This is a genomic window from Pseudomonas citri (assembly GCF_025336485.1).
GTDB classification, from domain to species: Bacteria; Pseudomonadota; Gammaproteobacteria; order Pseudomonadales; family Pseudomonadaceae; genus Aquipseudomonas; species Aquipseudomonas citri.
Genome location: NZ_JAODAB010000002.1, coordinates 267,107 through 291,976, shown reverse-complemented (window position 1 = coordinate 291,976; position 24,870 = coordinate 267,107). Strand labels below are relative to the sequence as shown.

The 24,870-nt window shown below is 61.5% G+C and carries 26 protein-coding genes; all 26 read left to right on the top strand.

Annotated features, from left to right (window positions below; all coding sequences use genetic code 11):
- Positions 1-24: 24 nt before the first annotated feature.
- The 26 genes from N4Q37_RS03570 to N4Q37_RS03445 all read left to right on the top strand — a co-directional run bounded on the left by N4Q37_RS03570 (position 25) and on the right by N4Q37_RS03445 (position 24,851).
- Positions 25-1,215 (top strand): sensor histidine kinase, encoded by a 1,191-nt coding sequence (locus N4Q37_RS03570; protein ID WP_260955640.1) that lies wholly within the window; start codon positions 25-27, stop codon positions 1,213-1,215.
- 5 nt (positions 1,216-1,220) lie between these two features.
- A complete protein-coding gene (locus N4Q37_RS03565) occupies positions 1,221-2,609 on the top strand; it encodes a sigma-54-dependent transcriptional regulator (protein ID WP_260955425.1) in 1,389 nt (462 codons plus the stop codon).
- Positions 2,610-2,760: 151 nt separating this feature from the next.
- The gene (fliE, locus tag N4Q37_RS03560; protein ID WP_003199082.1) at positions 2,761-3,087 is read left to right on the top strand and encodes a flagellar hook-basal body complex protein FliE; all 327 of its coding nucleotides are present in this window, start codon (positions 2,761-2,763) and stop codon (positions 3,085-3,087) included.
- Between the two features lie 15 nt (positions 3,088-3,102).
- Positions 3,103-4,890: a flagellar basal-body MS-ring/collar protein FliF gene (gene fliF, locus N4Q37_RS03555; protein WP_260955417.1), complete on the top strand. Its 1,788-nt coding sequence runs from the start codon at positions 3,103-3,105 to the stop codon at positions 4,888-4,890.
- Complete coding sequence (gene fliG, locus N4Q37_RS03550) at positions 4,883-5,902, top strand: flagellar motor switch protein FliG (RefSeq protein WP_260955415.1); 1,020 nt, start codon at positions 4,883-4,885, stop codon at positions 5,900-5,902. Before fliF ends, fliG begins: the two co-directional genes overlap by 8 nt.
- Before the next feature lie 7 nt (positions 5,903-5,909).
- Complete coding sequence (gene fliH, locus N4Q37_RS03545; RefSeq protein WP_260955414.1) at positions 5,910-6,740, top strand: flagellar assembly protein FliH; 831 nt, start codon at positions 5,910-5,912, stop codon at positions 6,738-6,740.
- Positions 6,730-8,088: a flagellar protein export ATPase FliI gene (fliI, locus tag N4Q37_RS03540; RefSeq protein WP_260955412.1), complete on the top strand. Its 1,359-nt coding sequence runs from the start codon at positions 6,730-6,732 to the stop codon at positions 8,086-8,088. The genes fliH and fliI overlap by 11 nt, the downstream gene beginning before the upstream one ends.
- 6 nt (positions 8,089-8,094) lie before the next feature.
- Positions 8,095-8,544 (top strand): flagellar export protein FliJ, encoded by a 450-nt coding sequence (gene fliJ, locus N4Q37_RS03535; protein ID WP_260955410.1) that lies wholly within the window; start codon positions 8,095-8,097, stop codon positions 8,542-8,544.
- Positions 8,545-8,644: 100 nt separating this feature from the next.
- Positions 8,645-8,950: an STAS domain-containing protein gene (locus N4Q37_RS03530; protein ID WP_260955409.1), complete on the top strand. Its 306-nt coding sequence runs from the start codon at positions 8,645-8,647 to the stop codon at positions 8,948-8,950.
- A gap of 5 nt (positions 8,951-8,955) precedes the next feature.
- Positions 8,956-10,671: an ATP-binding SpoIIE family protein phosphatase gene (locus N4Q37_RS03525; RefSeq protein ID WP_260955407.1), complete on the top strand. Its 1,716-nt coding sequence runs from the start codon at positions 8,956-8,958 to the stop codon at positions 10,669-10,671.
- Positions 10,672-10,702: 31 nt separating this feature from the next.
- The gene (locus N4Q37_RS03520; RefSeq protein ID WP_260955406.1) at positions 10,703-11,047 is read left to right on the top strand and encodes an Hpt domain-containing protein; all 345 of its coding nucleotides are present in this window, start codon (positions 10,703-10,705) and stop codon (positions 11,045-11,047) included.
- A gap of 89 nt (positions 11,048-11,136) precedes the next feature.
- Entirely contained in the window at positions 11,137-12,501 is a 1,365-nt protein-coding gene (locus tag N4Q37_RS03515) for a flagellar hook-length control protein FliK (protein ID WP_260955404.1), read from the top strand.
- 171 nt (positions 12,502-12,672) lie between these two features.
- On the top strand, positions 12,673-13,176 hold the full coding sequence (gene fliL / locus N4Q37_RS03510; protein ID WP_260955402.1) for a flagellar basal body-associated protein FliL: 504 nt from the start codon (positions 12,673-12,675) through the stop codon (positions 13,174-13,176).
- A 9-nt stretch (positions 13,177-13,185) separates the two neighbouring features.
- On the top strand, positions 13,186-14,154 hold the full coding sequence (gene fliM / locus N4Q37_RS03505; RefSeq protein WP_260955401.1) for a flagellar motor switch protein FliM: 969 nt from the start codon (positions 13,186-13,188) through the stop codon (positions 14,152-14,154).
- Positions 14,155-14,208: 54 nt separating this feature from the next.
- A complete protein-coding gene (fliN, locus tag N4Q37_RS03500; RefSeq protein WP_260955399.1) occupies positions 14,209-14,667 on the top strand; it encodes a flagellar motor switch protein FliN in 459 nt (152 codons plus the stop codon).
- Positions 14,668-15,117: a flagellar biosynthetic protein FliO gene (fliO, locus tag N4Q37_RS03495; RefSeq protein WP_260955397.1), complete on the top strand. Its 450-nt coding sequence runs from the start codon at positions 14,668-14,670 to the stop codon at positions 15,115-15,117.
- On the top strand, positions 15,117-15,866 hold the full coding sequence (gene fliP, locus N4Q37_RS03490) for a flagellar type III secretion system pore protein FliP (RefSeq protein WP_260955395.1): 750 nt from the start codon (positions 15,117-15,119) through the stop codon (positions 15,864-15,866). Before fliO ends, fliP begins: the two co-directional genes overlap by 1 nt.
- A 23-nt stretch (positions 15,867-15,889) precedes the next feature.
- Positions 15,890-16,159 (top strand): flagellar biosynthesis protein FliQ, encoded by a 270-nt coding sequence (fliQ, locus tag N4Q37_RS03485; protein ID WP_260955393.1) that lies wholly within the window; start codon positions 15,890-15,892, stop codon positions 16,157-16,159.
- A gap of 4 nt (positions 16,160-16,163) precedes the next feature.
- Positions 16,164-16,946 carry a flagellar biosynthetic protein FliR gene (gene fliR / locus N4Q37_RS03480; protein WP_260955392.1) on the top strand — a complete coding sequence of 261 codons (783 nt, stop codon included), beginning with the start codon at positions 16,164-16,166 and terminating at the stop codon, positions 16,944-16,946.
- Positions 16,947-16,949: 3 nt separating this feature from the next.
- On the top strand, positions 16,950-18,086 hold the full coding sequence (flhB, locus tag N4Q37_RS03475) for a flagellar biosynthesis protein FlhB (RefSeq protein WP_260955391.1): 1,137 nt from the start codon (positions 16,950-16,952) through the stop codon (positions 18,084-18,086).
- 245 nt (positions 18,087-18,331) lie between these two features.
- Positions 18,332-20,461 carry a flagellar biosynthesis protein FlhA gene (gene flhA, locus N4Q37_RS03470; RefSeq protein WP_260955639.1) on the top strand — a complete coding sequence of 710 codons (2,130 nt, stop codon included), beginning with the start codon at positions 18,332-18,334 and terminating at the stop codon, positions 20,459-20,461.
- Between the two features lie 11 nt (positions 20,462-20,472).
- Entirely contained in the window at positions 20,473-21,822 is a 1,350-nt protein-coding gene (gene flhF, locus N4Q37_RS03465) for a flagellar biosynthesis protein FlhF (RefSeq protein ID WP_260955389.1), read from the top strand.
- A gap of 114 nt (positions 21,823-21,936) precedes the next feature.
- Positions 21,937-22,767: a flagellar synthesis regulator FleN gene (fleN, locus tag N4Q37_RS03460; protein WP_003222917.1), complete on the top strand. Its 831-nt coding sequence runs from the start codon at positions 21,937-21,939 to the stop codon at positions 22,765-22,767.
- Positions 22,764-23,507 (top strand): RNA polymerase sigma factor FliA, encoded by a 744-nt coding sequence (gene fliA, locus N4Q37_RS03455; RefSeq protein WP_260955361.1) that lies wholly within the window; start codon positions 22,764-22,766, stop codon positions 23,505-23,507. Before fleN ends, fliA begins: the two co-directional genes overlap by 4 nt.
- Before the next feature lie 165 nt (positions 23,508-23,672).
- Entirely contained in the window at positions 23,673-24,044 is a 372-nt protein-coding gene (locus N4Q37_RS03450) for a chemotaxis response regulator CheY (RefSeq protein WP_003199125.1), read from the top strand.
- Between the two features lie 18 nt (positions 24,045-24,062).
- A complete protein-coding gene (locus N4Q37_RS03445; protein ID WP_260955354.1) occupies positions 24,063-24,851 on the top strand; it encodes a protein phosphatase CheZ in 789 nt (262 codons plus the stop codon).
- The last annotated feature ends 19 nt before the right edge of the window (positions 24,852-24,870 follow it).

Here is a 24,870-nt window from a genome sequence, read left to right as displayed (position 1 = left end):
AGCACGATGACCCACGCCGCCCAGATGTCTGCCATCCCCGAGCCGGAGCGCCTGCCATCCGCCGAGCAGGCGAGCCGGCTCGGACTGGAGCAGGCCTTTTCGCTGTTCAACCAGATGTCCAGTCAGCTGACGGATTCCTACAGTCTGCTCGAAGCCAGGGTCACTGAACTCAAGGGTGAGCTGGCGGTGGTCAGCGCCCAGCGCATGCAGGAGCTGGCAGAGAAGGAGCGTCTGGCGAATCGTCTGCAAAACCTCCTCGACCTATTGCCCGGTGGTGTCATCGTCATTGATGCCCACGGCCTTGTGCGCGAAGCCAATCCGGCGGCCTGCGATCTCCTCGGTTTACCGCTCGAAGGCGAGCTGTGGCGACACGTCATCGCGCGCTGCTTCGCACCCCGGGAAGATGACGGTCACGAAGTCTCCCTCAGGGATGGTCGGCGCCTGTCCATCTCGACGCGCTCGCTCGATGCCGAGCCCGGCCAGCTCGTGTTGCTCAACGACCTGACCGAAACCCGTCACCTGCAAGACCAATTGGCTCGCCATGAACGCCTGTCTTCCCTGGGGCGGATGGTGGCGTCATTGGCTCATCAGATTCGTACGCCGCTGTCGGCCGCCTTGCTATACGCCAGTCATCTGACGGAGCAACAGCTGCCTATGGATACCCAACAGCGGTTCGCCGGGCGCCTCAAGGAGCGCTTGCACGAGTTGGAGCACCAAGTGCGCGACATGCTGGTATTCGCTCGCGGCGAGTTGCCCCTGACCGATCGTATTACCCCCAAGGCCTTGCTGCAGGCGTTGCAGGCCGCGGCATCGACCCATGTGCAGGATCTGCCGATCCGCTGGCAGTGCGACAGTCGCGTCGGTGAAGTGCTGTGCAATCGCGACACGCTGGTAGGGGCGTTGTTGAACCTCATTGAAAATGCGATCCAGGCCAGTGATGGCAATGTCCGGCTCAAGGTGCACGTCTATACCCGCGGTAGCAGCTTGCGTGTGTGTATCAGCGACAATGGTTGCGGCATCGAGCCGGCGGTGCTGGCGCGCTTGGGCGAGCCGTTCTTCACCACCAAGGCTACCGGGACGGGCCTCGGCCTGACCGTGGTCAAGGCTGTAGCCCGGGCTCACCAGGGAGAATTGCAGCTGCACTCGCGACTGGGGCGCGGCACCTGTGTGCAGGTGCTGTTGCCGCTGTTTAGCGGTGTGCCGGGGGGAGAGTGACGGCAATGGCGATCAAGGTGTTGCTGGTTGAAGATGATCGGGCCCTGCGCGAAGCGCTGGCCGATACGCTGGTGTTGGCCGGGCATGACTACGCCGCCGTCGGTTCGGCGGAGGAGGCGTTGCTGGCGGTGGATCGGGAGGCGTTTGGCCTGGTGGTCAGTGACGTCAACATGCCGGGCATGGACGGTCATCAATTGCTCGGCCTGTTGCGAGCCCGCCAGCCTTACCTGCCAGTATTGCTGATGACCGCCCACGGTGCTGTCGAGCGTGCGGTGGATGCCATGCGCCAGGGCGCCGCGGATTACCTGGTCAAGCCGTTCGAACCCAAGGCGTTGCTCGACCTGGTCGCGCGCCATGGGTTGGGCAGTCTTGCCGTCGAAGGCGAGGGGCCGGTGGCCGTCGAGCCGGCCAGTGCACAGTTGCTGGAGTTGGCCACGCGGGTGGCTCGCAGCGATTCGACCGTGTTGATTTCCGGCGAATCGGGGACGGGCAAGGAAGTGCTGGCACGTTATATCCATCAGCAGTCCCGACGCGCCAGTGAACCGTTCATTGCCATCAATTGCGCAGCGATCCCGGACAACATGCTCGAAGCGACGTTGTTCGGTCATGAGAAAGGTTCGTTCACCGGCGCTATCGCGGCCCAGGCCGGCAAGTTCGAGCAGGCCGATGGAGGTACCATTCTGCTCGATGAAATTTCCGAAATGCCCTTGGGCCTGCAGGCCAAGCTGTTGCGCGTCTTGCAGGAGCGGGAAGTGGAGCGGGTCGGTGCGCGCAAGCCCATCAGCCTGGATATTCGCGTGGTGGCGACCACCAACCGTGACTTGGCGGGTGAAGTGGCGGCGGGGCGTTTCCGTGAAGACCTTTATTACCGCTTGTCGGTGTTTCCCCTGGCCTGGCGTCCGTTGCGCGAGCGCACCGCCGATATCCTGCCGCTGGCCGAGCGCTTGTTGAACAAGCACGTCAATAAAATGAAGCACACGATGGCAACGCTCTCGCCCGAGGCCCGGGCTTTCCTGGTTGCCTACCCTTGGCCTGGTAACGTGCGGGAGTTGGACAACGCGATCCAGCGAGCATTGATCCTGCAGCAAGGCGGTTTGATCCGGCCGGAAGATTTCTGCCTGGCCGGGCCGGTTGCTTGTGCACCCTTGCCGGCGCCTTCTCCGGTCGCCGCGCCCGTGCCGCCCGTGCAAGTGGAGGGCGAGTCGGCGGGAGGTCTGGAAGACGACCTGCGTCGCCGGGAGTTCCAGATGATCATCGATACCCTGCGTGCCGAGCGCGGTCGCCGCAAGGAAGCCGCCGAGCGCCTGGGAATCAGTCCGCGCACGCTGCGCTACAAGCTGGCGCAGATGCGTGACGCCGGCATGGATGTCGAGGCTTACCTGTTCGCCAGTTGAGTCATTGAAACCCGAACTGCCCCCACAGGAGTGGGAGATTGCGCGCGCGCATTTGTTTCTCGTTGCCATGGAGCTGGCACCCTTGTTGCTAATACCTGAACACCCGCTGAGCAAGTGTCAAAAAAATGCGGGCCGCCAGAGAGAATAGACCATGAGCCAAGGTATTGAATTTAATCGGTTGATGTTGGACATGCGGGCCATGCAAATGGACGCCATGGCCCAGCCTAAATCGGTCGCGGTCCCCCAGGTGGGGGGCAGCAGCTTTTCCGACATGCTCGGTCAGGCCGTCAATAAAGTGAACGACACCCAGCAGGCGTCGAACCAGTTGGCCAGTGCTTTTGAAATTGGCAAAAGTGGCGTCGACCTGACGGACGTAATGATCTCCTCGCAGAAAGCCAGTGTCTCGTTTCAGGCGTTGACCCAGGTTCGCAACAAGCTGGTTCAAGCCTACCAAGACATCATGCAGATGCCGGTTTAAGGAAATTATTGAGTCATGGCAGAAGCAGCCGTTGATAACGTTCCAGCCAAGGCCACTGCGGTAGACGGCGGTAAACCGCCGCTGTTCGGTCTGTCTTTCCTGGAAAATCTCTCCGAGATGACCATGCTGCGTCAGGTGGGCCTGTTGGTCGGCCTGGCAGCCAGCGTGGCGATTGGTTTTGCCGTGGTGCTTTGGTCCCAGCAGCCGGACTACCGTCCGCTGTACGGCAGCCTGGCAGGCATGGACGCCAAGCAAGTCATGGAAACCCTGGCTTCCGCCGACATTCCTTATACCGTCGAACCCAACTCCGGCGCCTTGCTGGTCAAGGCCGACGACGTCGCCCGTGCGCGCCTCAAGCTCGCTGCGGCCGGTGTGTCGCCTACCGATGGCAACATCGGTTTCGAGATCCTCGATAAGGACCAGGGGCTGGGCACCAGCCAGTTCATGGAAGCGACCCGTTATCGTCGTGGCCTCGAAGGTGAACTGGCGCGTACCATTTCCAGCCTGAACAATGTCAAGGGTGCCCGCGTGCACCTGGCGATCCCGAAAAGCTCGGTCTTCGTGCGCGATGAACGCAAGCCGAGTGCTTCGGTGCTGGTGGAACTGTACCCGGGCCGTTCCCTGGAACCGGGTCAGGTCCTCGCCATCGTCAATCTGGTGGCGACCAGCGTTCCCGAATTGAGCAAGTCCCAGATTACCGTAGTCGACCAGAAGGGCACCCTGTTGTCCGATCAGGCGGAGAACTCCGAACTGACCATGGCCGGCAAGCAGTTCGACTACAGCCGCCGCATGGAAGGCATGCTGACCCAGCGGGTGCACAACATCCTGCAACCGATCCTGGGCAACGACCGCTATAAAGCCGAAGTCTCCGCTGACGTGGATTTCAGCGCCGTCGAGTCGACGTCCGAGCAGTTCAACCCGGATCAGCCAGCGTTGCGCAGCGAGCAATCGGTGAATGAACAACGTACTGCCAGCAATGGCCCGCAAGGTGTGCCGGGTGCCCTGAGCAACCAGCCTCCGTCGCCGGCCAGCGCCCCGCAGACCACGGGTGGGGCTGGCGCAGCCGCTGGCATGGTGCAGCCAGGCCAACCGCTGGTGGATGCCAACGGCCAGCAGATCATGGACCCGACCACCGGCCAGCCGATGCTGGCACCGTATCCGGCCGACAAGCGTCAACAGTCGACCAAGAACTTCGAGCTGGACCGCTCCATCAGCCACACCAAGCAACAGCAGGGCCGTTTGAATCGCTTGTCGGTGGCGGTGGTGGTGGACGATCAGGTCAAGGTCAACCCGGCCAACGGCGAAACCAGTCGTGCGCCGTGGAGTGCCGACGAATTGGCGCGCTTCACCCGCCTGGTGCAGGACGCCGTCGGTTTCGATGCCAGCCGTGGCGACAGCGTCAGCGTGATCAACGTGCCGTTCTCTTCGGAGCGCGGGGAAGTCATCGCCGATATTCCGTTTTATTCGCAACCCTGGTTCTGGGATGTGGTCAAGCAGGTATTGGGTGTGCTGTTCATCCTGATACTGGTGTTCGGTGTCCTGCGTCCGGTGCTCAACAACATCACCAACGGTGGCAAGGGCAAAGAGCTCGCGGCATTCGGCGACGTCGAGCTGGGAGGCATGGGTGGCCTGGATGGCGAGCTGGCCAACGATCGCGTCAGCCTCGGCGGACCGCAGAGCATTCTGCTGCCAAGCCCGAGCGAAGGTTATGACGCCCAGTTGAACGCCATCAAGAGTCTGGTGGCAGAAGATCCGGGTCGCGTGGCCCAGGTCGTGAAAGAGTGGATTAACGCAGATGAGTGATAATCGAGCCGCTGTTGCCAAACTGACCCGGGTCGACAAGGCCGCGATCCTGTTGTTGTCCCTGGGGTCGACCGACGCCGCCCAAGTGTTGCGCCACATGGGGCCCAAGGAGGTCCAGCGGGTGGGCGTGGCCATGGCACAAATGGGTAATGTGCACCGCGAGCAGGTCGAGCAGGTCATGAGTGAGTTCGTCGACATCGTCGGCGATCAGACCAGTCTGGGCGTCGGCTCCGATGACTATGTGCGCAAGATGCTCACCCAGGCCCTGGGCGAGGATAAGGCCAACGGCCTGATCGACCGGATCCTGCTGGGTGGCAATACCAGCGGCCTGGACAGCCTCAAGTGGATGGAACCGCGTGCGGTAGCTGACGTGATCCGTTACGAGCACCCGCAGATCCAGGCGATCGTGGTGGCTTACCTCGACCCGGACCAGGCTGGCGAGGTGCTGAGCAACTTCGACCATAAAGTGCGCCTGGACATCATTTTGCGGGTGTCGTCGCTCAATACCGTGCAGCCGGCGGCCCTGAAGGAATTGAACCAGATCCTCGAGAAGCAGTTCTCGGGCAACTCCAATGCCTCGCGCACCACCTTGGGTGGTATCAAGCGCGCGGCGGACATCATGAACTTCCTCGACAGTTCGATCGAGGGCCAACTGATGGACTCGATCCGCGAGTTCGACGAGGACCTGTCCGGCCAGATCGAAGACCTCATGTTCGTGTTCAACAACCTGGCCGATGTCGACGACCGTGGCATCCAGGCGCTGTTGCGCGAGGTCTCCTCCGATGTGCTGGTCCTGGCCCTCAAGGGTTCGGACGAAGGCGTCAAGGAAAAGATCTTCAAGAACATGTCCAAGCGGGCGGCCGAACTGTTGCGCGACGATCTCGAGGCCAAGGGCCCGGTGCGCGTCAGCGACGTGGAAACCGCACAGAAGGAAATCCTCACCATCGCCCGCCGTATGGCCGAAGCCGGAGAGATCGTGCTCGGCGGCAAGGGCGGCGAAGAGATGATCTAAGGTCGTTATGTCTGCCAAGAGTGAAGATTCACCCAGCGACCTGATCCGCGCTCGCGACGTAGCGGGCTTCGACGTCTGGTCGTTGCCCAGCTTCGACCCCCATGTGCCCGAGCCTGAACCCGAGCCCGTGGAGGAGTTGCCGGAAGTCGAGGAAGTGCCGCTGGAAGAAGTCCAGCCGCTGACCCTCGAGGAAGTCGAAAGTATTCGCCAGGAAGCCTACAACGAAGGCTTCGCCGTGGGCGAAAAGGAAGGCTTCCACAGCACCTCGCTCAAGGTCCGCCAGGAAGCCGACGTGGCGTTGACGGCCAAGCTCCGGGCGTTGGAGTCGTTGATGCGTAACCTCTTCGAACCCATCGCCGAGCAGGACACCCAGATCGAGAAATCCCTGGTGGGTCTGGTGCAGCACCTTGCCCGGCAAGTGATCCAGCGCGAGCTGGCGATCGACTCGAGCCAGATCGAACACGTCATGCGTGAGGCCCTCAAGCTGCTGCCGCTGGGCGCGGGTGACGTGCGGTTGTACGTCAATCCCCAGGACTTCGAGCTGGTCAAGGCCTTGCGTGAACGCCATGAGGAAACCTGGCGCATCGTCGAGGACGCCGCGCTGTTGCCGGGCGGTTGCCGGATCGAGACCGAGCACAGCCGGATCGACGCGACGATCGAGACCCGCATCAGCCAGGCCATGGCCAAACTGTTCGATCAATTGCACGAGCAGGCCTTGCATCCGGCGCAGCCCGATTTGAGCCTGGAATTACCGGACGAGCCCGAAGTCGCCGCCAGCGACGATCGGGCTGTCGCCCCCATCGAAGCCCTTGAGCCGGATGGCCGCGATGCGCCTTGAGCGAACCAGCTTCGGCAAGCGCCTGGGCAGCTACGCGGATGCCATCGAGCTGGCTGGCCAGCCGATCCTCGAAGGACGCCTGCTGCGCATGGTCGGCCTGACCCTCGAAGCCGAGGGCTTGCGGGCCGCCATGGGCAGTCGTTGCCTGGTGATCAACGACGACAGCTATCACCCGGTACAGGTCGAAGCGGAAGTCATGGGGTTTTCCGGCAGTAAGGTTTTCCTGATGCCCGTGGGCAGCGTCGCCGGTATCGCACCCGGCGCGCGCGTGGTCCCCCTGGCAGATAACGGTCGGTTGCCCATGGGCATGAGCATGCTCGGACGGGTGCTGGACGGGGCCGGGCGGGCCCTGGACGGCAAGGGCGGCATGAAGGCTGAAGATTGGGTGCCGATGGACGGTCCGACCATCAACCCGCTCAAGCGTGACCCCATCAGCGTGCCGCTGGACGTGGGGATCCGCTGCATCAACGGTTTGTTGACGGTAGGACGGGGCCAGCGCTTGGGGCTGTTCGCCGGCACGGGGGTGGGCAAGAGTGTGCTGCTGGGCATGATGACCCGTTTTACCGAGGCCGACATCATCGTGGTAGGGCTGATCGGCGAACGGGGTCGCGAGGTGAAGGAGTTCATCGAGCACATCCTGGGCGAGGAGGGCCTCAAGCGTTCCGTCGTCGTCGCTTCGCCGGCGGACGATGCGCCGCTGATGCGCCTGCGGGCGGCCATGTATTGCACGCGCATCGCCGAGTATTTCCGTGACAAGGGCAAGAACGTCCTGCTGCTGATGGACTCGCTGACCCGTTTCGCCCAGGCCCAGCGGGAAATCGCCCTGGCCATCGGCGAGCCGCCGGCCACCAAAGGCTATCCACCTTCAGTGTTTGCCAAGTTGCCGAAACTGGTGGAGCGCGCCGGCAATGCGCAAAAGGGTGGAGGCTCGATTACAGCGTTCTACACCGTGTTGTCCGAAGGCGACGATCAGCAGGACCCCATCGCCGACTCGGCGCGAGGCGTGCTCGACGGACACATCGTGCTGTCCCGGCGCCTGGCCGAGGAGGGGCATTACCCGGCCATCGACATCGAGGCTTCCATCAGCCGGGTCATGCCGTCGGTCATCAGCGCCGAACATCTCAAGCGTGCCCAGCAGTTCAAGCAGTACTGGTCGCGCTACCAGCAAAGCCGTGACCTGATCAGCGTCGGTGCCTATGTACCGGGCGGCGACCGCGAAACCGACACCGCGATCAACCTGTATCCGGCTATGTCGGTCTACTTGCGCCAGAGCCTCAACGACAACATTGGCATGGGTGCCAGCGAAGCGCACCTGCAAACCCTCTTCACCCCGATTGCCGGCGGGTAACCGGCCATGGCCACGAGTCGTTCGGCACGCCTGGCGCCGGTGGTGGACATGGCTGAAAAGGCCGAGAAAACCGCGGTTCAGCGGCTTGCCTATTTCCAAGGCCAGGTTGCGGTAGCCGAAAGCAAGCTGGCAGACCTGGAGAACTTTCGCCTCGAATACCAGGAGCAATGGATCGCCCGTGGCAGCCACGGGGTTTCCGGTCAATGGCTGTTGGGTTATCAGGGGTTCCTGGCGCAATTGGGTACCGCCATCGACCAGCAGCGCCAGAGCCTGGTCTGGCACCAGAACAACCTGGAAAAGGCCCGTGTGGCCTGGCAAGAAGCCTTCGCCCGGGTCGAAGGTCTGCGCAAGCTGGTGCAGCGCTATATCGACGAGGCGCGGCAGTTGGAGGACAAGCGCGAGCAAAGGCTGCTGGATGAGTTGTCCCAGCGCTTGCCGCGTCAGGACCCCTATTGATCATGCACGCAATTTTGGCGGGAAATGATCGAAAACCTTGCCCATAGCTCTACCAGATGCTAAACCTTGTACACGTATGTCCATGACAAGGAAGCCGATCATGTCAGTTATTACCGAAGTTTCTCCCGATGGGCAAAAGCTGACGATTTCGATCAAGGGTCGTTTCGACTTCGGTCGGCATCAGGAATTTCGCGAATCTTATGAGCGGCTCAACAAAACACCCAATTCCATCGTGGTGGATTTGAAAGACGCCACTTATCTCGACAGTTCCGCCCTGGGGATGCTCCTGCTGCTGCGCGATCATGCCGGCGGCGACGACTCGAATATCCGGGTCGTCAACAGCAACAGCGACGTCAAGAAAATCCTAGCGATCTCCAACTTCGACAAGCTGTTCGATATCAGTTGATCGCCATGCAATCGTCGTCGGAGTCGCTGACGGTCCTGATTGCCGAAGACAGCGCCGCTGATCGACTGCTGCTGTCGACGATCGTCCGGCGCCAGGGCCATCACGTGCTGACGGCGGCCGACGGTGCCGAGGCCGTCGAGGTCTACCTGGAACAGCGTCCGCACCTGGTGTTGATGGACGCGATGATGCCAGTGATGGACGGCTTCGAGGCGGCGCAAAAGATCAAGCAGTTGGCGGGGGACCAGTTGGTCCCGATCATTTTCCTTACCTCCCTGACCGAAAGCGAAGCCCTGGCCCGCTGCCTGGAAGCCGGTGGCGACGATTTCCTGGCCAAGCCCTATAACCAAGTGATACTGGCCGCCAAGATCAAGGCCATGGACCGCTTGCGTCGGTTGCAAGCCACGGTCGTGGAACAGCGCGACCAAATCGCCCGGCACCATGACTACCTGCTCAACGAGCAGCGGGTCGCCAAGGCCGTATTCGACAAGATCGCCCACTCCGGCTGCCTGAGCGCGCCAAATATCCGCTACCTGCAATCGCCCTATGCCTTGTTCAATGGCGACCTGCTGCTGGCGGCCTTCAATCCGGCCGGCGATATGCATGTCCTGCTTGGCGATTTCACCGGGCACGGCCTGCCGGCGGCGGTCGGGGCGATGCCGCTGGCGGAAGTGTTCTACGGGATGACCGCCAAGGGCTACGGGCTGGCGCAGATCCTGCGGGAGATGAATGCCAAGCTCAAGCGTATCCTGCCGGTGGACATGTTCTGCTGCGCGACGCTGCTGTGCCTGAGCTTCCAGCGTCGCACGGTGGAAATCTGGAACGGCGGCATGCCCGATGGCTACCTGCATGACAGTCTCAGCGGCGTGCGCACGCCGTTGCCTGCGCGGCACCTGCCACTGGGGGTGCTCTCGCCCCAGTTATTCGATGACCGCACCGAAGTGCACGCCATGTCGCTGGGGGATCGGGTTTTCCTGCTGTCCGACGGTGTGATCGAGGCCAGTGATGAGCAGGACCGGCCGTTTGGCGTGGAGGGGCTGCAGCAGGTGTTCGCCGCCAATCGTGAGCCGGATCTTCTCTTCGAAGATATCCAGCAGGCCTTGCGGGATTTTCGCGGTGAGGCCCGAGACGACTTCAGCATGGTCGAGGTGCGGCTGGTCGCCCCGACGCAACTCAACCCACCGCCGCCGGTCTATTCCGATAGCGGTCAGTCCAGCCCGCTGGATTGGTCGGTGAGCTTCGAGTTCCGGGCGCAGACGCTCAAGCGTTTCAACCCGATGCCGTACCTGATGCAGTTGCTGCTTGAGGTCCATGGGCTCAGGGCCCAGAGTGGCGCCCTTTACAGCGTCATGTCGGAGCTCTATTCCAATGCGCTTGAGCATGGGGTGCTGGGTCTCGATTCGAGCCTCAAGCGTGATGCGTCGGGCTTTGCCAGGTACTACCGTGAGCGCAGTACGCGCCTGGATGAACTCGATAGCGGTCATGTGCGGGTGCATTTGCAAGTCACCCCCCAGGGCGACGATGGCAACGGTGGCCGCCTGGTCATCGAAGTCGAGGACAGTGGCGAGGGTTTCGATGTGAGCCGGGTGCTGGCGCGGCCGGTGGACAGTGATCGGTTGTCGGGGCGTGGCGTAGGCCTGGTGCGCCAACTGTGTCATCGGGCCTCCTGGTCCGACGATGGTCGTAGGGCACGCGTGGAGTTTTTCTGGGAGGCTCTGGCATAATCGGAGCCGTTCTTGATCAGGGAGCGAACAAGTGAGTGAGATTCATCTGGATCGCGATGTGCTCAGCACATTGAAGGAAGTCATGGAGGAAGGGTATCTGGAACTGCTGGATACATTCCTCAATGATTCCGAGGCTCGCCTGCGGGTGCTGCATGAAGCGCGTGACGCTGAAAAGCTGAGCGCCACGGCCCATAGCTTCAAGGGCAGCAGCAGCAACATGGGCGCCATTCGCCTGGCCGAGCTGTGCGGCGAACTGGAGCAGCGTGCCAAGCAGCCCTCATTGGGCGGTATCGAGAAGCTGGTCAGCGAAATCGACAGCGAATTTGCTCATGTTCGGACGCTGTGCCGCGAAGAGCGCGAAGGCTTCCATTGCTGAGATCCGGCCTGCCCGGCGGACGTTGGCCCATCCCTTGCATTGACTTGTCTCGACTGTACCTATGACTCAGTGCAGCGGAGACCTTTTTTATGCCCGTAACCCCCAATACACTGCTTCAGGCCGCTGCCCAGGCCAAGCCTCAGGCCTCCGTCAATTCACCGGCAGTGGCCCCGGACCATGGGGATAGAGCCTCCAGCTTCGCTCAGGTGTTTGCCCGGCAAGCTCCCGCCAAATCACCGACGGCCCCTGAGCCAACGATGAAGCCGACGCGCGACAAGGCCTCCGACACCACCGTCAAAAAAGACTCCGACGATGAAACAGCTGCCGCTGCCCAACCGACGGTTGCCGATAGCGGCAAAGCATTGCCTGCCGACAAGCCTGCCGTGGCTGATGACCCGTCGGCTACCGACGACGACACCGAGACGGCTGAAAGCCCGCTGGCAGAGACCGCGCCCCAGGACCCGACGCTCGATCCTGCGATGCTGCCTGATGCCGGCGTGCCAGTGGTCACTGTCGAAGCGCCACCCGCACCCGACGACGTCACGCCTCAAGTGGCTGCTGCGGTGACGGCTCCGGCCATTGCGCTGACCTCGCCGCCGGTGGCGAGTGCTCCGGTCGATCCGCAATTCGATCCCGAGGCGGATCCGCTCGACGCCTTGCCGGCCTTGCGTCTGGCCATGGAGCAGGGCGGCCATGTCTCCGCCAGCAGCCAGGCACAGCCCAAGGCTGCTCCCCCGGCAGCCCTCGACAGCGAACCGACCTCCGCCCAAACCTATGCCGCTGGCATGGCGAACATGCTTACGGTACAAGCCGACCAGAACAGTACCGGCCCAGGTAGCCAAGGTGGTGACAAGGCCTTCAGCGGCCTGATCAACGAAGGCCTCAAGGACCTGACCGCAGCCTCCAGTGACACCCGTGTGGACGACTTCGCCAACCGTCTGGCGGCGTTGACCCAGGCTGCCACGCCCAAGACCGCCAATGCCGTGCCGGTCAACCAGCCGATCGCCATGAACCAGAGCGGCTGGACCGAGGAAGTGGTCAATCGGGTGATGTACCTCTCGAGCGCCAATCTCAAGGCGGCCGACATCCAGTTGCAACCTGCCGAGCTCGGTCGCCTGGACATCCGGATCAATATGGTTCCGGACCAACAGACCCAGGTCACGTTCATGAGCGCCCACTCAGGTGTTCGTGAAGCTCTGGAAGGCCAGATGCATCGCCTGCGAGACAGTTTCGCCCAGCAGGGCATGGGGCAGGTCGACGTCAGCGTGTCCGATCAATCCCGTGGCTCGCAGAACCAGGGACAGCAGGCGCAGCAGCAGGCCCAGGCTGGACGCACTTCGTCGTCTGGTGGCCGGGTGGATTCGGTGGATGAAAGCCTGCCGGCCAGTGTCACCGAGGTGGCGGCCAATACCGTCAGCGTCATTGGCAGCAGCGCGGTCGATTACTACGCCTGATTCAACGCAATAGAACCTGTGGGGCGGGCTTGCTCGCGAAGGCGGTGTCTCACCGCTTTTGTGAGCAGGCCCGCCCCACATTGCTTTGTGGTGTCTTCCTTTTCTGGCATAACACTTGCTCCTGCCTTGCCAGGCAACAGTGAACCCCCCGATGAGTGACGGATTATTGGCATGGCGAAGAGCGAAGCAGCACCGGTAAAAGACCCGGCAACCAAGGGCAAACTCAAGATGATCATTCTGATCGTGGTGGGCTTGCTCCTGGCGATCGGTGTGTCCGTGGGAGCGACCTGGTATTTCATGCACAGCGCTCAGAAAAAGCCCGAAGCGGTGGCCGAAGCGGCGCCGGTGGGCAAGCAGCCAGCGATTTTCGAGCCCATGGCCCCGGCCTTCGTGGCCAACTACACCCAGAATGGTCGCCAGCGCTACATGCAGGTGAGCATTACCCTGATGGGGCGCAGCCAGGCTGACCTGGAGGCGCTGCGAGTGCACATGCCGCTGATCCGCAACAACCTGGTGATGCTGTTTTCCGGACAGAACTTCGACACCCTGGCCACCCCCGTCGGCCAGGAAATGCTGCGTCAGAAAGCCACGGCCAGCGTGCAGGAAGTGGCTCAGAAAGAGCTCGGCAAAGTGGTGATCGAACAGTTGCTCTTCACTAACTTCGTATTGCAGTAGGAACACGACATGGCCGTGCAGGACCTGTTGTCCCAGGACGAAATCGACGCGCTGCTGCATGGTGTCGACGACGGCCTGGTGCAAACCGAAACCGCTGCTGATCCGGGCAGCGTCAAAAGCTACGACCTGACCAGCCAGGATCGCATCGTTCGCGGACGCATGCCGACCCTGGAAATGATCAATGAGCGCTTTGCCCGCTATACGCGCATCAGCATGTTCAACATGCTGCGTCGCTCGGCTGACGTCGCCGTCGGTGGCGTGCAGGTGATGAAGTTCGGTGAGTACGTGCACTCGCTGTATGTGCCCACCAGCCTCAACCTGGTGAAGATCAAACCGTTGCGCGGCACTGCATTGTTCATCCTCGATGCCAAGCTGGTGTTCAAGCTGGTGGACAACTTCTTCGGCGGTGACGGTCGTCACGCCAAGATCGAAGGGCGGGAGTTCACCCCGACCGAGCTGCGGGTGGTACGCATGGTGCTGGAGCAGGCCTTCGTCGACTTGAAGGAGGCGTGGCAGGCGATCATGGAAGTGAACTTCGAGTACATCAACTCGGAAGTGAACCCGGCCATGGCCAACATCGTCGGCCCGAGCGAAGCCATCGTGGTCTCGACCTTCCATATCGAACTCGATGGTGGTGGTGGCGACCTGCACGTGACCATGCCGTACTCGATGATCGAGCCGGTGCGCGAAATGCTCGATGCCGGCTTCCAGTCGGATCTCGACGACCAGGACGAACGCTGGATCAACGCCTTGCGCCAGGACGTGCTGGATGTCGACGTGCCGATTGGCGCGACGGTCGCCCGGCGTCAATTGCGCCTGCGCGACATCCTGCACATGCAACCTGGGGATGTCATTCCGGTCGAGATGCCTGAAGACATGATCATGCGCGCCAATGGCGTACCGGCCTTCAAGGTCAAGATGGGCTCTCACAAAGGCAACCTCGCGTTGCAGGTGATCGAGCCGATCGAACGCCGCTGAGCGGTGTCGAAATTTTTACGTTCCTAACTGATTTTTGCCCGCCGAGGACAAATGATGGCTGACGATATGAATACCCAGCAAGACCAGGCGCTGGCCGACGAGTGGGCTGCGGCCCTGGAAGAGGCCGGCGAATCCGGGCAGGCCGACATCGACGCGTTGCTGGCAGCCGACACGGGCCCTCATACCTCCAACCGCTTGCCGATGGAAGAGTTTGGCAGCGTGCCCAGAAGCAATGAGCAAGTGACGCTGGACGGTCCGAACCTGGATGTGATCCTCGATATCCCAGTGTCGATTTCCATGGAAGTGGGCAGTACCGATATCAACATCCGTAACCTGCTGCAACTGAACCAGGGGTCGGTGATCGAGCTCGATCGTCTCGCTGGCGAGCCGCTGGATGTACTGGTCAACGGGACGCTGATCGCTCACGGTGAAGTGGTGGTGGTCAACGAAAAGTTCGGTATTCGCCTGACGGACGTCATCAGCCCGAGCGAACGCATCAAGAAGCTGCGCTGAATGAAAATTTTCTTTGCAACCCTCCTGATGATGCCGCTCAGCGTGCTGGCGGCCGAACCAGCGGCCACAGCGGCCACAGCGGCCGCCGCGCCGGCGGTGGGCGGCGGCATGGCGGGGCAATTGGCGCAACTGGTGCTCGGCCTGCTGCTGGTACTGGGCTTGATCTTCTTTCTTGCCTGGCTGCTGCGGCGGGTGCAGCAGGCCGGGCCGGCCGGCAAGGGGCAGGTGATCGACATCGTCGGTTCACGTGCCCTGGGTCCACGGGACCGTTTGATCCTGGTGCAGGTGGGGGGCGAGCAGATCCTGCTGGGCCTGAGTCCCGGGACCATCACGGCCTTGCACGTGCTCAAGGAGCCGGTGCAAGTGTCCTCCAACGCCGAACAGGTCGCGCCTGAATTTGCCCAGCGTCTCATGGAACTGCTGGGTAAAGACCAGAAGGATAAAAAGTAATGTCGTTGCGCATTCTGTTGGCGCTGGCCCTGATGCTGGCTGCGCCGTTGGTGTTCGCTGCCGACCCGCTGTCGATCCCGGCCATTACCCTGGGCACCAATGCCCAGGGCGCGCAGGAATACTCGGTCAGCCTGCAGATCTTGCTGATCATGACCGCGCTGAGTTTCATCCCGGCGTTCGTCATGCTGATGACCAGTTTTACCCGGATCATCATCGTGTTTTCGATCCTGCGCCAGGCCCTGGGGCTGCAACAGACGCCATCGAACCAGATCCTCACCGGTATGGCGCTGTTCTTGACCATGTTCATCATGGCGCCGGTATTCGACCGGGTGAACCAGGATGCCCTGCAACCCTACCTGGCGGAAAAACTCAGCGCCCAGGATGCCGTGGCCAAGGCTGAAGTACCGATCAAGGACTTCATGCTGGCCCAGACCCGCAGCAGCGATCTGGAGCTGTTCATGCGCCTGTCCAAGCGCACCGACATCACCAGTGCCGACCAGGCGCCGCTGACGATCCTGGTGCCGGCGTTCGTGACGTCCGAGCTCAAGACCGCGTTCCAGATCGGTTTCATGATCTTCATTCCGTTCCTGATCATCGACCTGGTGGTTGCCAGCGTGTTGATGGCGATGGGCATGATGATGCTGTCGCCGCTGATTATTTCCCTGCCGTTCAAGATCATGCTGTTCGTGCTGGTGGATGGCTGGGCGTTGATCATCGGTACCTTGGCCGGCAGTTTCGGCGGTGTTTAGGTCCTTTATGCAGGTAGCGAGATATGACGCCTGAAGTAGCGGTAGACCTGTTCCGCGACGCGCTCTGGCTGACGACCATGATGGTCGCCATCCTCGTGGTCCCCAGCCTGCTGGTGGGCTTGCTGGTGGCGATGTTCCAGGCCGCGACCCAGATCAACGAACAGACCCTGAGCTTCCTGCCGCGCCTGCTGGTCATGCTGGTGACGCTGATCGTCGCCGGTCCCTGGCTGGTGCAAACTTTCATGGAATACATCCTGCAGCTGTACGGCAGTATTCCGCAGCTGATCGGCTGAACGGATGTCGATGCTCGCGCTGACAGACACCCAGATCGGCTCTTGGGTGGCGTCTTTCATCCTGCCGCTGTTTCGCGTCACTGCGGTGCTGATGAGTATGCCGGTCTTCGGCACGACCCTGGTGCCCCGGCGCATACGTCTGTATTTCGCCCTGGCGATCACGGTGGTCATCGTGCCCGGTCTGCCACCGATGCCGGAGGTTCATGCGCTGGACCTCAGTGCGCTGATGCTGGTGGCCGAGCAAATCCTCATTGGCGCCTTGATGGGCTTTTCATTGCAACTGTTTTTCCAGGCGTTCGTGGTCGCCGGGCAGATCATTTCGATTCAGATGGGCATGGCGTTCGCGTCCATGATCGACCCGACCAACGGCGTCAACACAGCCGTGATCGGCCAGTTCCTGACCATGTTGGTGACCCTGTTGTTCCTCGCCATGAACGGCCATCTGGTGGTGTTCGAAGTGCTGACCGAGAGCTTCACCACCCTGCCGGTGGGCAGCGCCTTGCTGGTCAATCACTTCTGGGAAGTGGCCAGTAAGCTCGGCTGGGTCCTGGGGGCGGCGATGGTGTTGGTGTTGCCGGCGATTACCGCATTGCTGGTGGTCAACATTGCCTTTGGCGTCATGACCCGGGCGGCGCCGCAATTGAATATCTTCTCCATTGGTTTCCCGCTGACCCTGGTGTTGGGCATGGTGATTTTCTGGGTCAGTCTGGGGGACATTCTCAACCAGTATCAGCCGCTGGCCACCGAGGCCTTGCAGCTGCTACGCGACATGGCACAGGCACGCTGAACCATGGCCGAAAGCGAAAGTGGTCAGGACAAGACAGAAGACCCCACGGAGAAGCGCAGGCGCGAGTCCCGGGAAAAGGGTGAGGTCGCGCGTTCCAAGGAGCTGAATACGCTGGCGGTGATGCTCGTCGGCGCGGGCGGCTTGCTGATCTACGGGGGCGGGTTGGCCTTGGACCTGATGGAAATCATGCGGCTGAACTTCTCGCTGCCCCGCGAAGTGCTGCTCAGTCCGGGAGCCATGGCGCAGTATCTGTTGCACTCGGGCCAGATCGCGATTGTGTCGGTGCAGCCCGTGCTGATCTCGTTGTTGCTGGCGGCCCTGATTGGCCCGATTTCCCTGGGTGGATGGCTGTTTTCCGGCAGCACCATGGCGCCCAAGTTCAGCCGGATGAACCCGGCGGCCGGGTTCAAGCGGATGTTCTCCACCAGTGCCGTGATGGAGCTGCTCAAGGCGCTGGGCAAGTTTTTCCTGGTTCTTTTTGTCGCCTTGACGGTGTTGAAGGCCGACATCGACGACCTGCTGCGTATCGCCCACGAACCGCTCGAACAAGCCATTATCCACAGTGTGCAACTGGTGGGTTGGAGCACCTTGTGGATGGCCTGTGGATTGATCCTGATTGCCGCCATCGATGTGCCGCTCCAGCTGTACCAGAGCAAGCAGAAGCTGATGATGACCAAGCAGGAGGTTCGCGACGAGTACAAGGAGCAGGAGGGTAAGCCTGAGGTCAAGCAGCGGATCCGGCAATTGCAGCGCGAGGTGTCCCAGCGCCGGATGATGGCCGCGGTCCCGAGCGCCGACGTGGTCATCACCAACCCGACCCATTACGCCGTGGCGCTCAAGTACGATCCCGAGAAAGGCAGTGCCCCGGTGCTGCTGGCCAAGGGTAGCGACTTCCTCGCGTTGAAGATTCGCGAGATCGCCGTGAGCAACGAGGTGATGTTGCTCGAATCCCCGGCCCTGGCGCGGTCGATCTACTACTCCACTGAACTCGAGCAGGAAATCCCTGGCGGCCTGTACCTGGCCGTGGCCCAGGTCCTGGCCTATGTCTACCAGATCCGCCAGTACCGCGCTGGCAAGGGCAAGCGCCCCGAACCGCTCAAGGACTTGCCGATCCCGCCGGATTTGCGGCGGGATTCCTGAGTCGGGCCGGCACAAAACCTGTGGAAGCGAGCCTGCTCGCGATCAGGTGATCCAGTCGAGATCGATGTGACTGAACAAACCGCAATCGTCGGATCGCCGCCCGGAGCAGGCTCGCTTCCATTGGGCTGAAGTCGCTTCGGCCCCTCTATTTCAGCCTCCGGCAAAAGTTGGAAGGCTTCTTGCAATACCCCGTCTGCGCCCGTCCAGGGCGTCAAAAGTTTGCTTCACAGGAACGGGGATTATTGGTGGATCGCTCTCAGTTACTCAGCGCCGCGCGTAGCAATGTCGTAGACCTCAGTCGAGGTAATCTGGGCGTGCCGCTGCTGCTGCTGGTCATGCTCGCCATGATGATGCTGCCGGTGCCGCCGTTCCTGCTGGACGTGTTCTTCACGTTCAACATCGCCCTGTCGATCGTTGTGCTGCTGGTGTGCGTATACGCCCTGCGGCCGCTGGATTTTGCCGTATTCCCAACCATCCTGCTGGTGGCGACGTTGTTGCGCCTGGCGCTGAACGTGGCATCCACGCGGGTGGTGATGCTCCATGGCCAGGAGGGCCACGCCGCGGCTGGTAAGGTGATCCAGGCCTTCGGCGAGGTGGTGATCGGCGGTAACTATGTGGTTGGTATCGTGGTCTTCGCGATCTTGATGATCATCAACTTCGTGGTGGTGACCAAGGGCGCCGGGCGGATTTCCGAAGTAAGCGCGCGGTTCACCCTCGATGCGATGCCAGGCAAGCAAATGGCGATCGACGCCGACCTCAACGCCGGCCTGATCGACCAGAGCCAGGCCAAGGCCCGCCGCCTGGAAGTGGCCCAGGAAGCCGAGTTCTATGGCTCCATGGACGGTGCCAGCAAGTTCGTGCGCGGCGACGCCATCGCCGGCCTGCTGATTCTGTTCATCAACCTGATCGGCGGTATGGCCGTGGGCATGTTCCAGCACGGCATGTCCTTTGGCGATGCGGGCAAGGTCTACGCCTTGCTGACCATCGGTGACGGTTTGGTGGCGCAATTGCCATCACTGCTGTTGTCCACCGCCGCGGCGATCATGGTGACCCGTGCTTCCGGTTCGGAAGACATGGGTAAGCAGATCAATCGGCAGATGTTCGCTTCGCCCAAGGCCCTGGTGGTAGCGGCCGGCCTGATGGCGGTGATGGGCCTGGTGCCGGGCATGCCCCATATTTCCTTCCTGACCATGGCCGCCGTAGTGGCGGGTGGTGCCTACCTGTTCTGGAAGAAAGAAAACACCAAGAAGGCGCTGGCCCTGCAAGAGGTCAAGCGTCAGCAGGAGCTGTTGCCGTCGCCGGCCCGCGCCATGGAAACCAAGGAACTGGGCTGGGATGACGTGACGCCCATCGACATGATTGGCCTGGAAGTCGGCTATCGCCTGATTCCCCTGGTCGACCGCAACCAGGGTGGCCAGTTGCTCGCGCGGATCAAGGGCGTGCGCAAGAAGTTGTCCCAGGACCTGGGCTTCCTGATGCCCACCGTGCACATCCGCGACAACCTCGACCTGGCGCCGAGTGCCTATCGCCTGACGTTGATGGGCGTGATCCTGGCGGAAGCCGAGATCTATCCGGACCGCGAGCTGGCGATCAACCCGGGGCAGGTCTACGGTACGCTCAACGGTATCACCGCCAAGGATCCGGCTTTCGGCCTGGAGGCGGTGTGGATCGAAATCAGCCAGCGCGCCCAGGCCCAGTCCCTCGGCTATACCGTGGTGGACGCCAGTACGGTGGTAGCGACCCACCTGAACCAGATTCTGTACAAGCACTCCAGCGAGCTGATCGGTCACGAAGAAGTCCAGCAATTGCTGCAAGTATTGGCCAAAGGCTCGCCAAAATTGGCCGAAGAGCTGGTGCCCGGTGTGCTGTCGTTGTCGCAGTTGCTCAAGATCCTGCAGGCGCTGTTGGCCGAGCAGGTGCCGGTGCGCGACATTCGCAGCATTGCCGAAGCCATCGCCAACAACGCTTCCAAGAGTCAAGATACCGCCGCAATGGTGGCTGCGGTACGTGTCGGCGTATCCCGTGCAATCGTCCAAAGCATTGTAGGCACTGAGTCCGAGCTGCCTGTGATCACCCTGGAACCAAGGTTGGAACAGATATTGCTCAATAGTTTGCAGAAGGCAGGACAAGGCTCGGAAGAGGGCGTTCTGCTGGAGCCAAGCATGGCCGAGAAGCTGCAACGTTCGCTGATCGATGCAGCCCAGCGGCAGGAGATGCAAGGCCAACCGGTGATCCTGCTGGTGGCCGGTCCGATTCGCGCGATGCTCTCGCGGTTCGGGCGCCTCGCGGTTCCGGGGTTGCATGTGCTGGCTTACCAGGAAATACCGGACAACAAGCAAGTGACCATCGTTGCGACAGTAGGGCCCAACGGCTGAGGTAGTGGTTTATGCAAGTGAAGCGTTTTTTCGCCGCCGATATGCGTCAGGCCATGAAGCTGGTTCGTGACGAGCTGGGCGCTGAAGCGGCCATCATCGGTAATCGCCGGATCGCCGGCGGTGTGGAACTGACAGCGGCACTGGATTACAAATTGTCGGCGCTGGCCCCGCGTGTTCCGAACATGGAACTCGAGGATGAGCTGCGCAAGACCCAGTCGCGCATCGCCAGCGCCCAGGCAGAATTGAGCTTGCGCAGCAGCGAAGGCGAGGCCGCTGCGGGCACCAATCGTCAATTGTTCGCCGGTCAGCCGTTGACCGCCGGCCTGCCGCTGACGGCTGCCGAACCACTGGTCGAACAGGTCCAGGCCGAGCCGCGTCGTCCGCAACCTGAGCCCGCCGCACCGGCCCGGGGTGTCGACACGCGGACCCTGGACTCGATGCGCTCCGAACTCAACAGCCTGCGTGAATTGATGGAAGTCCAGCTGGGTTCCCTGGCCTGGAACCAGTTGCAAGGTAGCCAGCCGGCGCAAGCCAACCTGTGGCGCCGCCTGCAACGCATCGGCCTCTCCGGCCCGTTGTCCCGGGACCTGCTGGCGTTGATCAAAGGCATCGAAGAACCTCGCCAGGCCTGGCGTATGCTCCTGGCACACCTGGCGCGCATGATCGCCACCCCGGACGTCGAACCGTTGGAAGAGGGCGGGGTGATTGCCATGGTCGGTCCTGCCGGCATGGGCAAGACCACCACCCTGGCCAAGCTTGCCGCCCGTTACGTACTCAAGTACGGCGCCCAGAGCATTGCCCTGGTGAGCATGGACAGTTTCCGTATCGGCGCCCAGGAGCAACTCAAGACCCTGGGCCGGATCCTCAATGTGTCGGTGACCCATGTGGACCCGGGCCAATCCCTGGCCCAGGCGCTGGAGCCGTTACTGCGCAAACGCGTGGTGTTGATCGATACCGCCGGCCTGCAAGCCAGCGACCCGGCCCTGCGCATGCAGCTCGAAAGTCTGGCTGGGCGCGGTATCAAGTCAAAAAATTATCTCGTGTTGGCAACCACCAGCCAGAAACAGGTTCTAACCGCCGCATATCACAGCTACAAGCGCTGTGGGCTGGCCGGCTGCATCCTGACTAAGCTGGACGAAACGGCAAGCCTGGGCGAGGTGTTGAGCCTGGCGATCGGTCATGAACTGCCGGTGGCCTACCTGACCGATGGGCCGCGGATCCCGGATGATTTGCATCTGCCGCGTCGTCATCAACTGGTCAGTCGTGCCGTGAGTGTGCAAATGCAGGAAGAACCCAGCGAAGAAGCCATGGCTGACATGTTCGCTGACATCTACCACAGCCCGACCAAACAGGTCAGCTGAGGTAATATGAATATTTTTTGTACCTACATCGATGGTCTGCCATGCATTGTTCCGTGTGTGAACGCGCAGCCAGTAATGTGGCCTCCGTCTAAGAAGACAAGGTAAAGAACGAACATGGGCAGCATGCATCCCGTACAGGTGATCGCGGTGACCGGCGGCAAAGGTGGCGTCGGCAAGACTAACGTGTCAGTGAACTTGTCCCTGGCTCTGGCAGAGCTTGGCCGACGGGTCATGCTACTGGACGCCGACCTGGGCCTGGCGAACGTCGACGTGCTCCTGGGGCTGACCCCCAAACGCACGTTGGCGGATGTGATCGAAGGCCGCTGCGAACTGCGCGACGTGTTGCTGCAGGGGCCTGGCGGGATTCGTATCGTGCCGGCGGCCTCTGGCACCCAGAGCATGGTTCACCTGTCTCCGGCCCAGCACGCGGGCCTGATCCAGGCCTTCAGCGATATTGGCGACAATCTCGATGTGCTGGTGATCGACACCGCCGCCGGCATTGGCGATTCGGTGGTCAGCTTCGTCCGCGCGGCCCAGGAAGTGTTGCTGGTGGTCTGCGACGAACCGACTTCCATCACCGACGCGTATGCCCTGATCAAGCTGTTGAATCGCGACTATGGCATGAACCGCTTCCGTGTCCTGGCCAACATGGCGCAGAGCCCGCAGGAAGGGCGCAACCTGTTCGCCAAGCTGACCAAGGTCACGGATCGCTTCCTGGACGTCGCCCTGCAATACGTCGGCGCGGTGCCTTACGACGAAAGCGTGCGCAAGGCCGTCCAGAAGCAGCGCGCCGTCTATGAAGCTTTTCCACGTTCCAAATGCGCGCTGGCGTTCAAGGCGATCGCCCAGAAGGTCGATACCTGGCCGCTGCCGGCCAATCCGCGCGGGCATCTGGAATTTTTCGTCGAGCGTCTCGTGCAACAAACAGCAGGGCCCGTGTTATGACAGCCAGCAGTTACAACCATCTCTACAAGAAATCGGCACGGGACGCCCAATACGAATTGATCGAGCGTTACGCGCCGCTGGTCAAGCGCATCGCTTACCACTTGCTGGCGCGGCTGCCGGCCAGTGTGCAGGTCGAGGACCTGATCCAGGCGGGCATGATTGGCTTGCTGGAAGTTGCGAACAAATACGACGCGAGCAAAGGTGCCAGTTTCGAGACCTATGCCGGTATCCGCATTCGCGGTGCGATGCTCGACGAGGTCCGCAAGGGTGACTGGGCACCGCGTTCGGTGCACCGCAATACCCGCATGGTCAGCGACGCAATCCGTGCAATTGAAGCTAAAACCGGGCGTGACGCTAAAGATCATGAGGTTGCGGCCGAACTCCAGTTGAGTCTCGATGATTATTACGGGATTTTGAACGATACCTTGGGCAGTCGCCTGTTCAGTTTCGACGACCTGTTGCAGGACGGCGAACACGAAGGACTGCATGAGGATGGCGCAAGTGCTTACATGGAGCCGGCGCGTGACCTGGAAGACGAGCGCTTCCAGGGTGCGCTGGCGGATGCGATTGCCAATTTGCCGGAGCGTGAGCGACTGGTCTTGGCGCTGTACTACGACGAAGAGCTGAACCTCAAGGAAATCGGTGAGGTCCTGGGGGTCAGCGAATCGCGGGTCAGCCAGTTACACAGCCAGTGCGCGGCCCGTTTGCGGGGGCGTTTGGGGGAGTGGCGAGCGCGTTGACGGCAGTGTTGGGCGCTGCGAACGAGGTTGGCCTGGCGTGCATTGCGTCAGTCCTTGTCCGTCGCGCTCCATACCGTTGTCGAGCGTTGTGCCGGATTGATTGAAATGGCGCGCCCAGGTGCTGGGCGCGTTTAAGACTGCTTGGAGGTCGAATTGGACAAGAACATGAAAATCCTCATCGTTGATGATTTCTCAACGATGCGGCGGATCATAAAAAACCTGTTGCGTGACCTGGGGTTCACCAACACGGCCGAGGCAGATGACGGGACCACCGCGCTCCCGATGTTGCACAGTGGCAATTTCGATTTCCTGGTCACCGACTGGAACATGCCGGGCATGACCGGTATCGACCTGCTGCGTCAGGTGCGTGCCGACGAAAAACTCAAGCACCTCCCGGTGCTGATGGTCACTGCCGAAGCCAAGCGCGAGCAGATCATCGAAGCGGCCCAGGCCGGTGTGAACGGCTATGTGGTCAAACCCTTCACGGCCCAGGCGTTGAAAGAGAAGATCGAAAAAATCTTCGAACGCATCGGTTAACGGCGCCCCGGGGGAGCTATGGAGCATAACGAATCTTCAATGGGCGATTTCGAATCGACCCTGAAAAAACATGCCCGCGAACTCGTCGACAGCCTTGAAAAAGGCCGCTTCGGCGATGCTGTTCAAATGATCCATGAGCTCAACCAGACCCGTGACCGCGGCCTGTATCAGGAAGTCGGCAAGCTGACGCGTGAACTGCACAGCGCGATTGTCAACTTCCAGATCGACCCGCACATGCCGCAGGCTGAGGAAGTCTCGCAGATCACCGACGCCACCGAGCGTCTGGGTTATGTGGTCAGGCTGACCGAAGCCGCGGCCAACCGCACCATGGACCTGGTGGAAAACGCTACGCCGCTGGTCAACGGCCTGGGTGACGAAGCCCAGGCGTTGAGCGCCGACTGGGGCCGTTTCATGCGTCGCGAAGTCGGTGCTGAAGAATTCCGCGAGCTGGCTCGTCGGGTCGACGGTTTCCTGGCGCGCAGCAGCACCGACAGCCGTGCCGTGGCCAGCAACCTCAACGACATCCTGCTGGCCCAGGACTATCAGGACCTGACCGGCCAGGTGATCAAACGCGTGACCCAACTGGTCACCGAAGTCGAAAGCAATTTGCTCAAGCTCGTGCTCATGGCCAGTCAGGTGGACCGCTTTGCGGGCATCGAACATGACCGTGCGGCAATACTCGCTGAAAAAGATCCACAAAAACATCTCTCTCAGGGTGAAGGTCCGCAGATTCATGCCGATAAAAGAGAAGACGTTGTGTCTGGTCAGGACGATGTGGACGATCTGTTGTCCAGCCTTGGGTTCTGAGTTTTAGAGTATTAGCCCT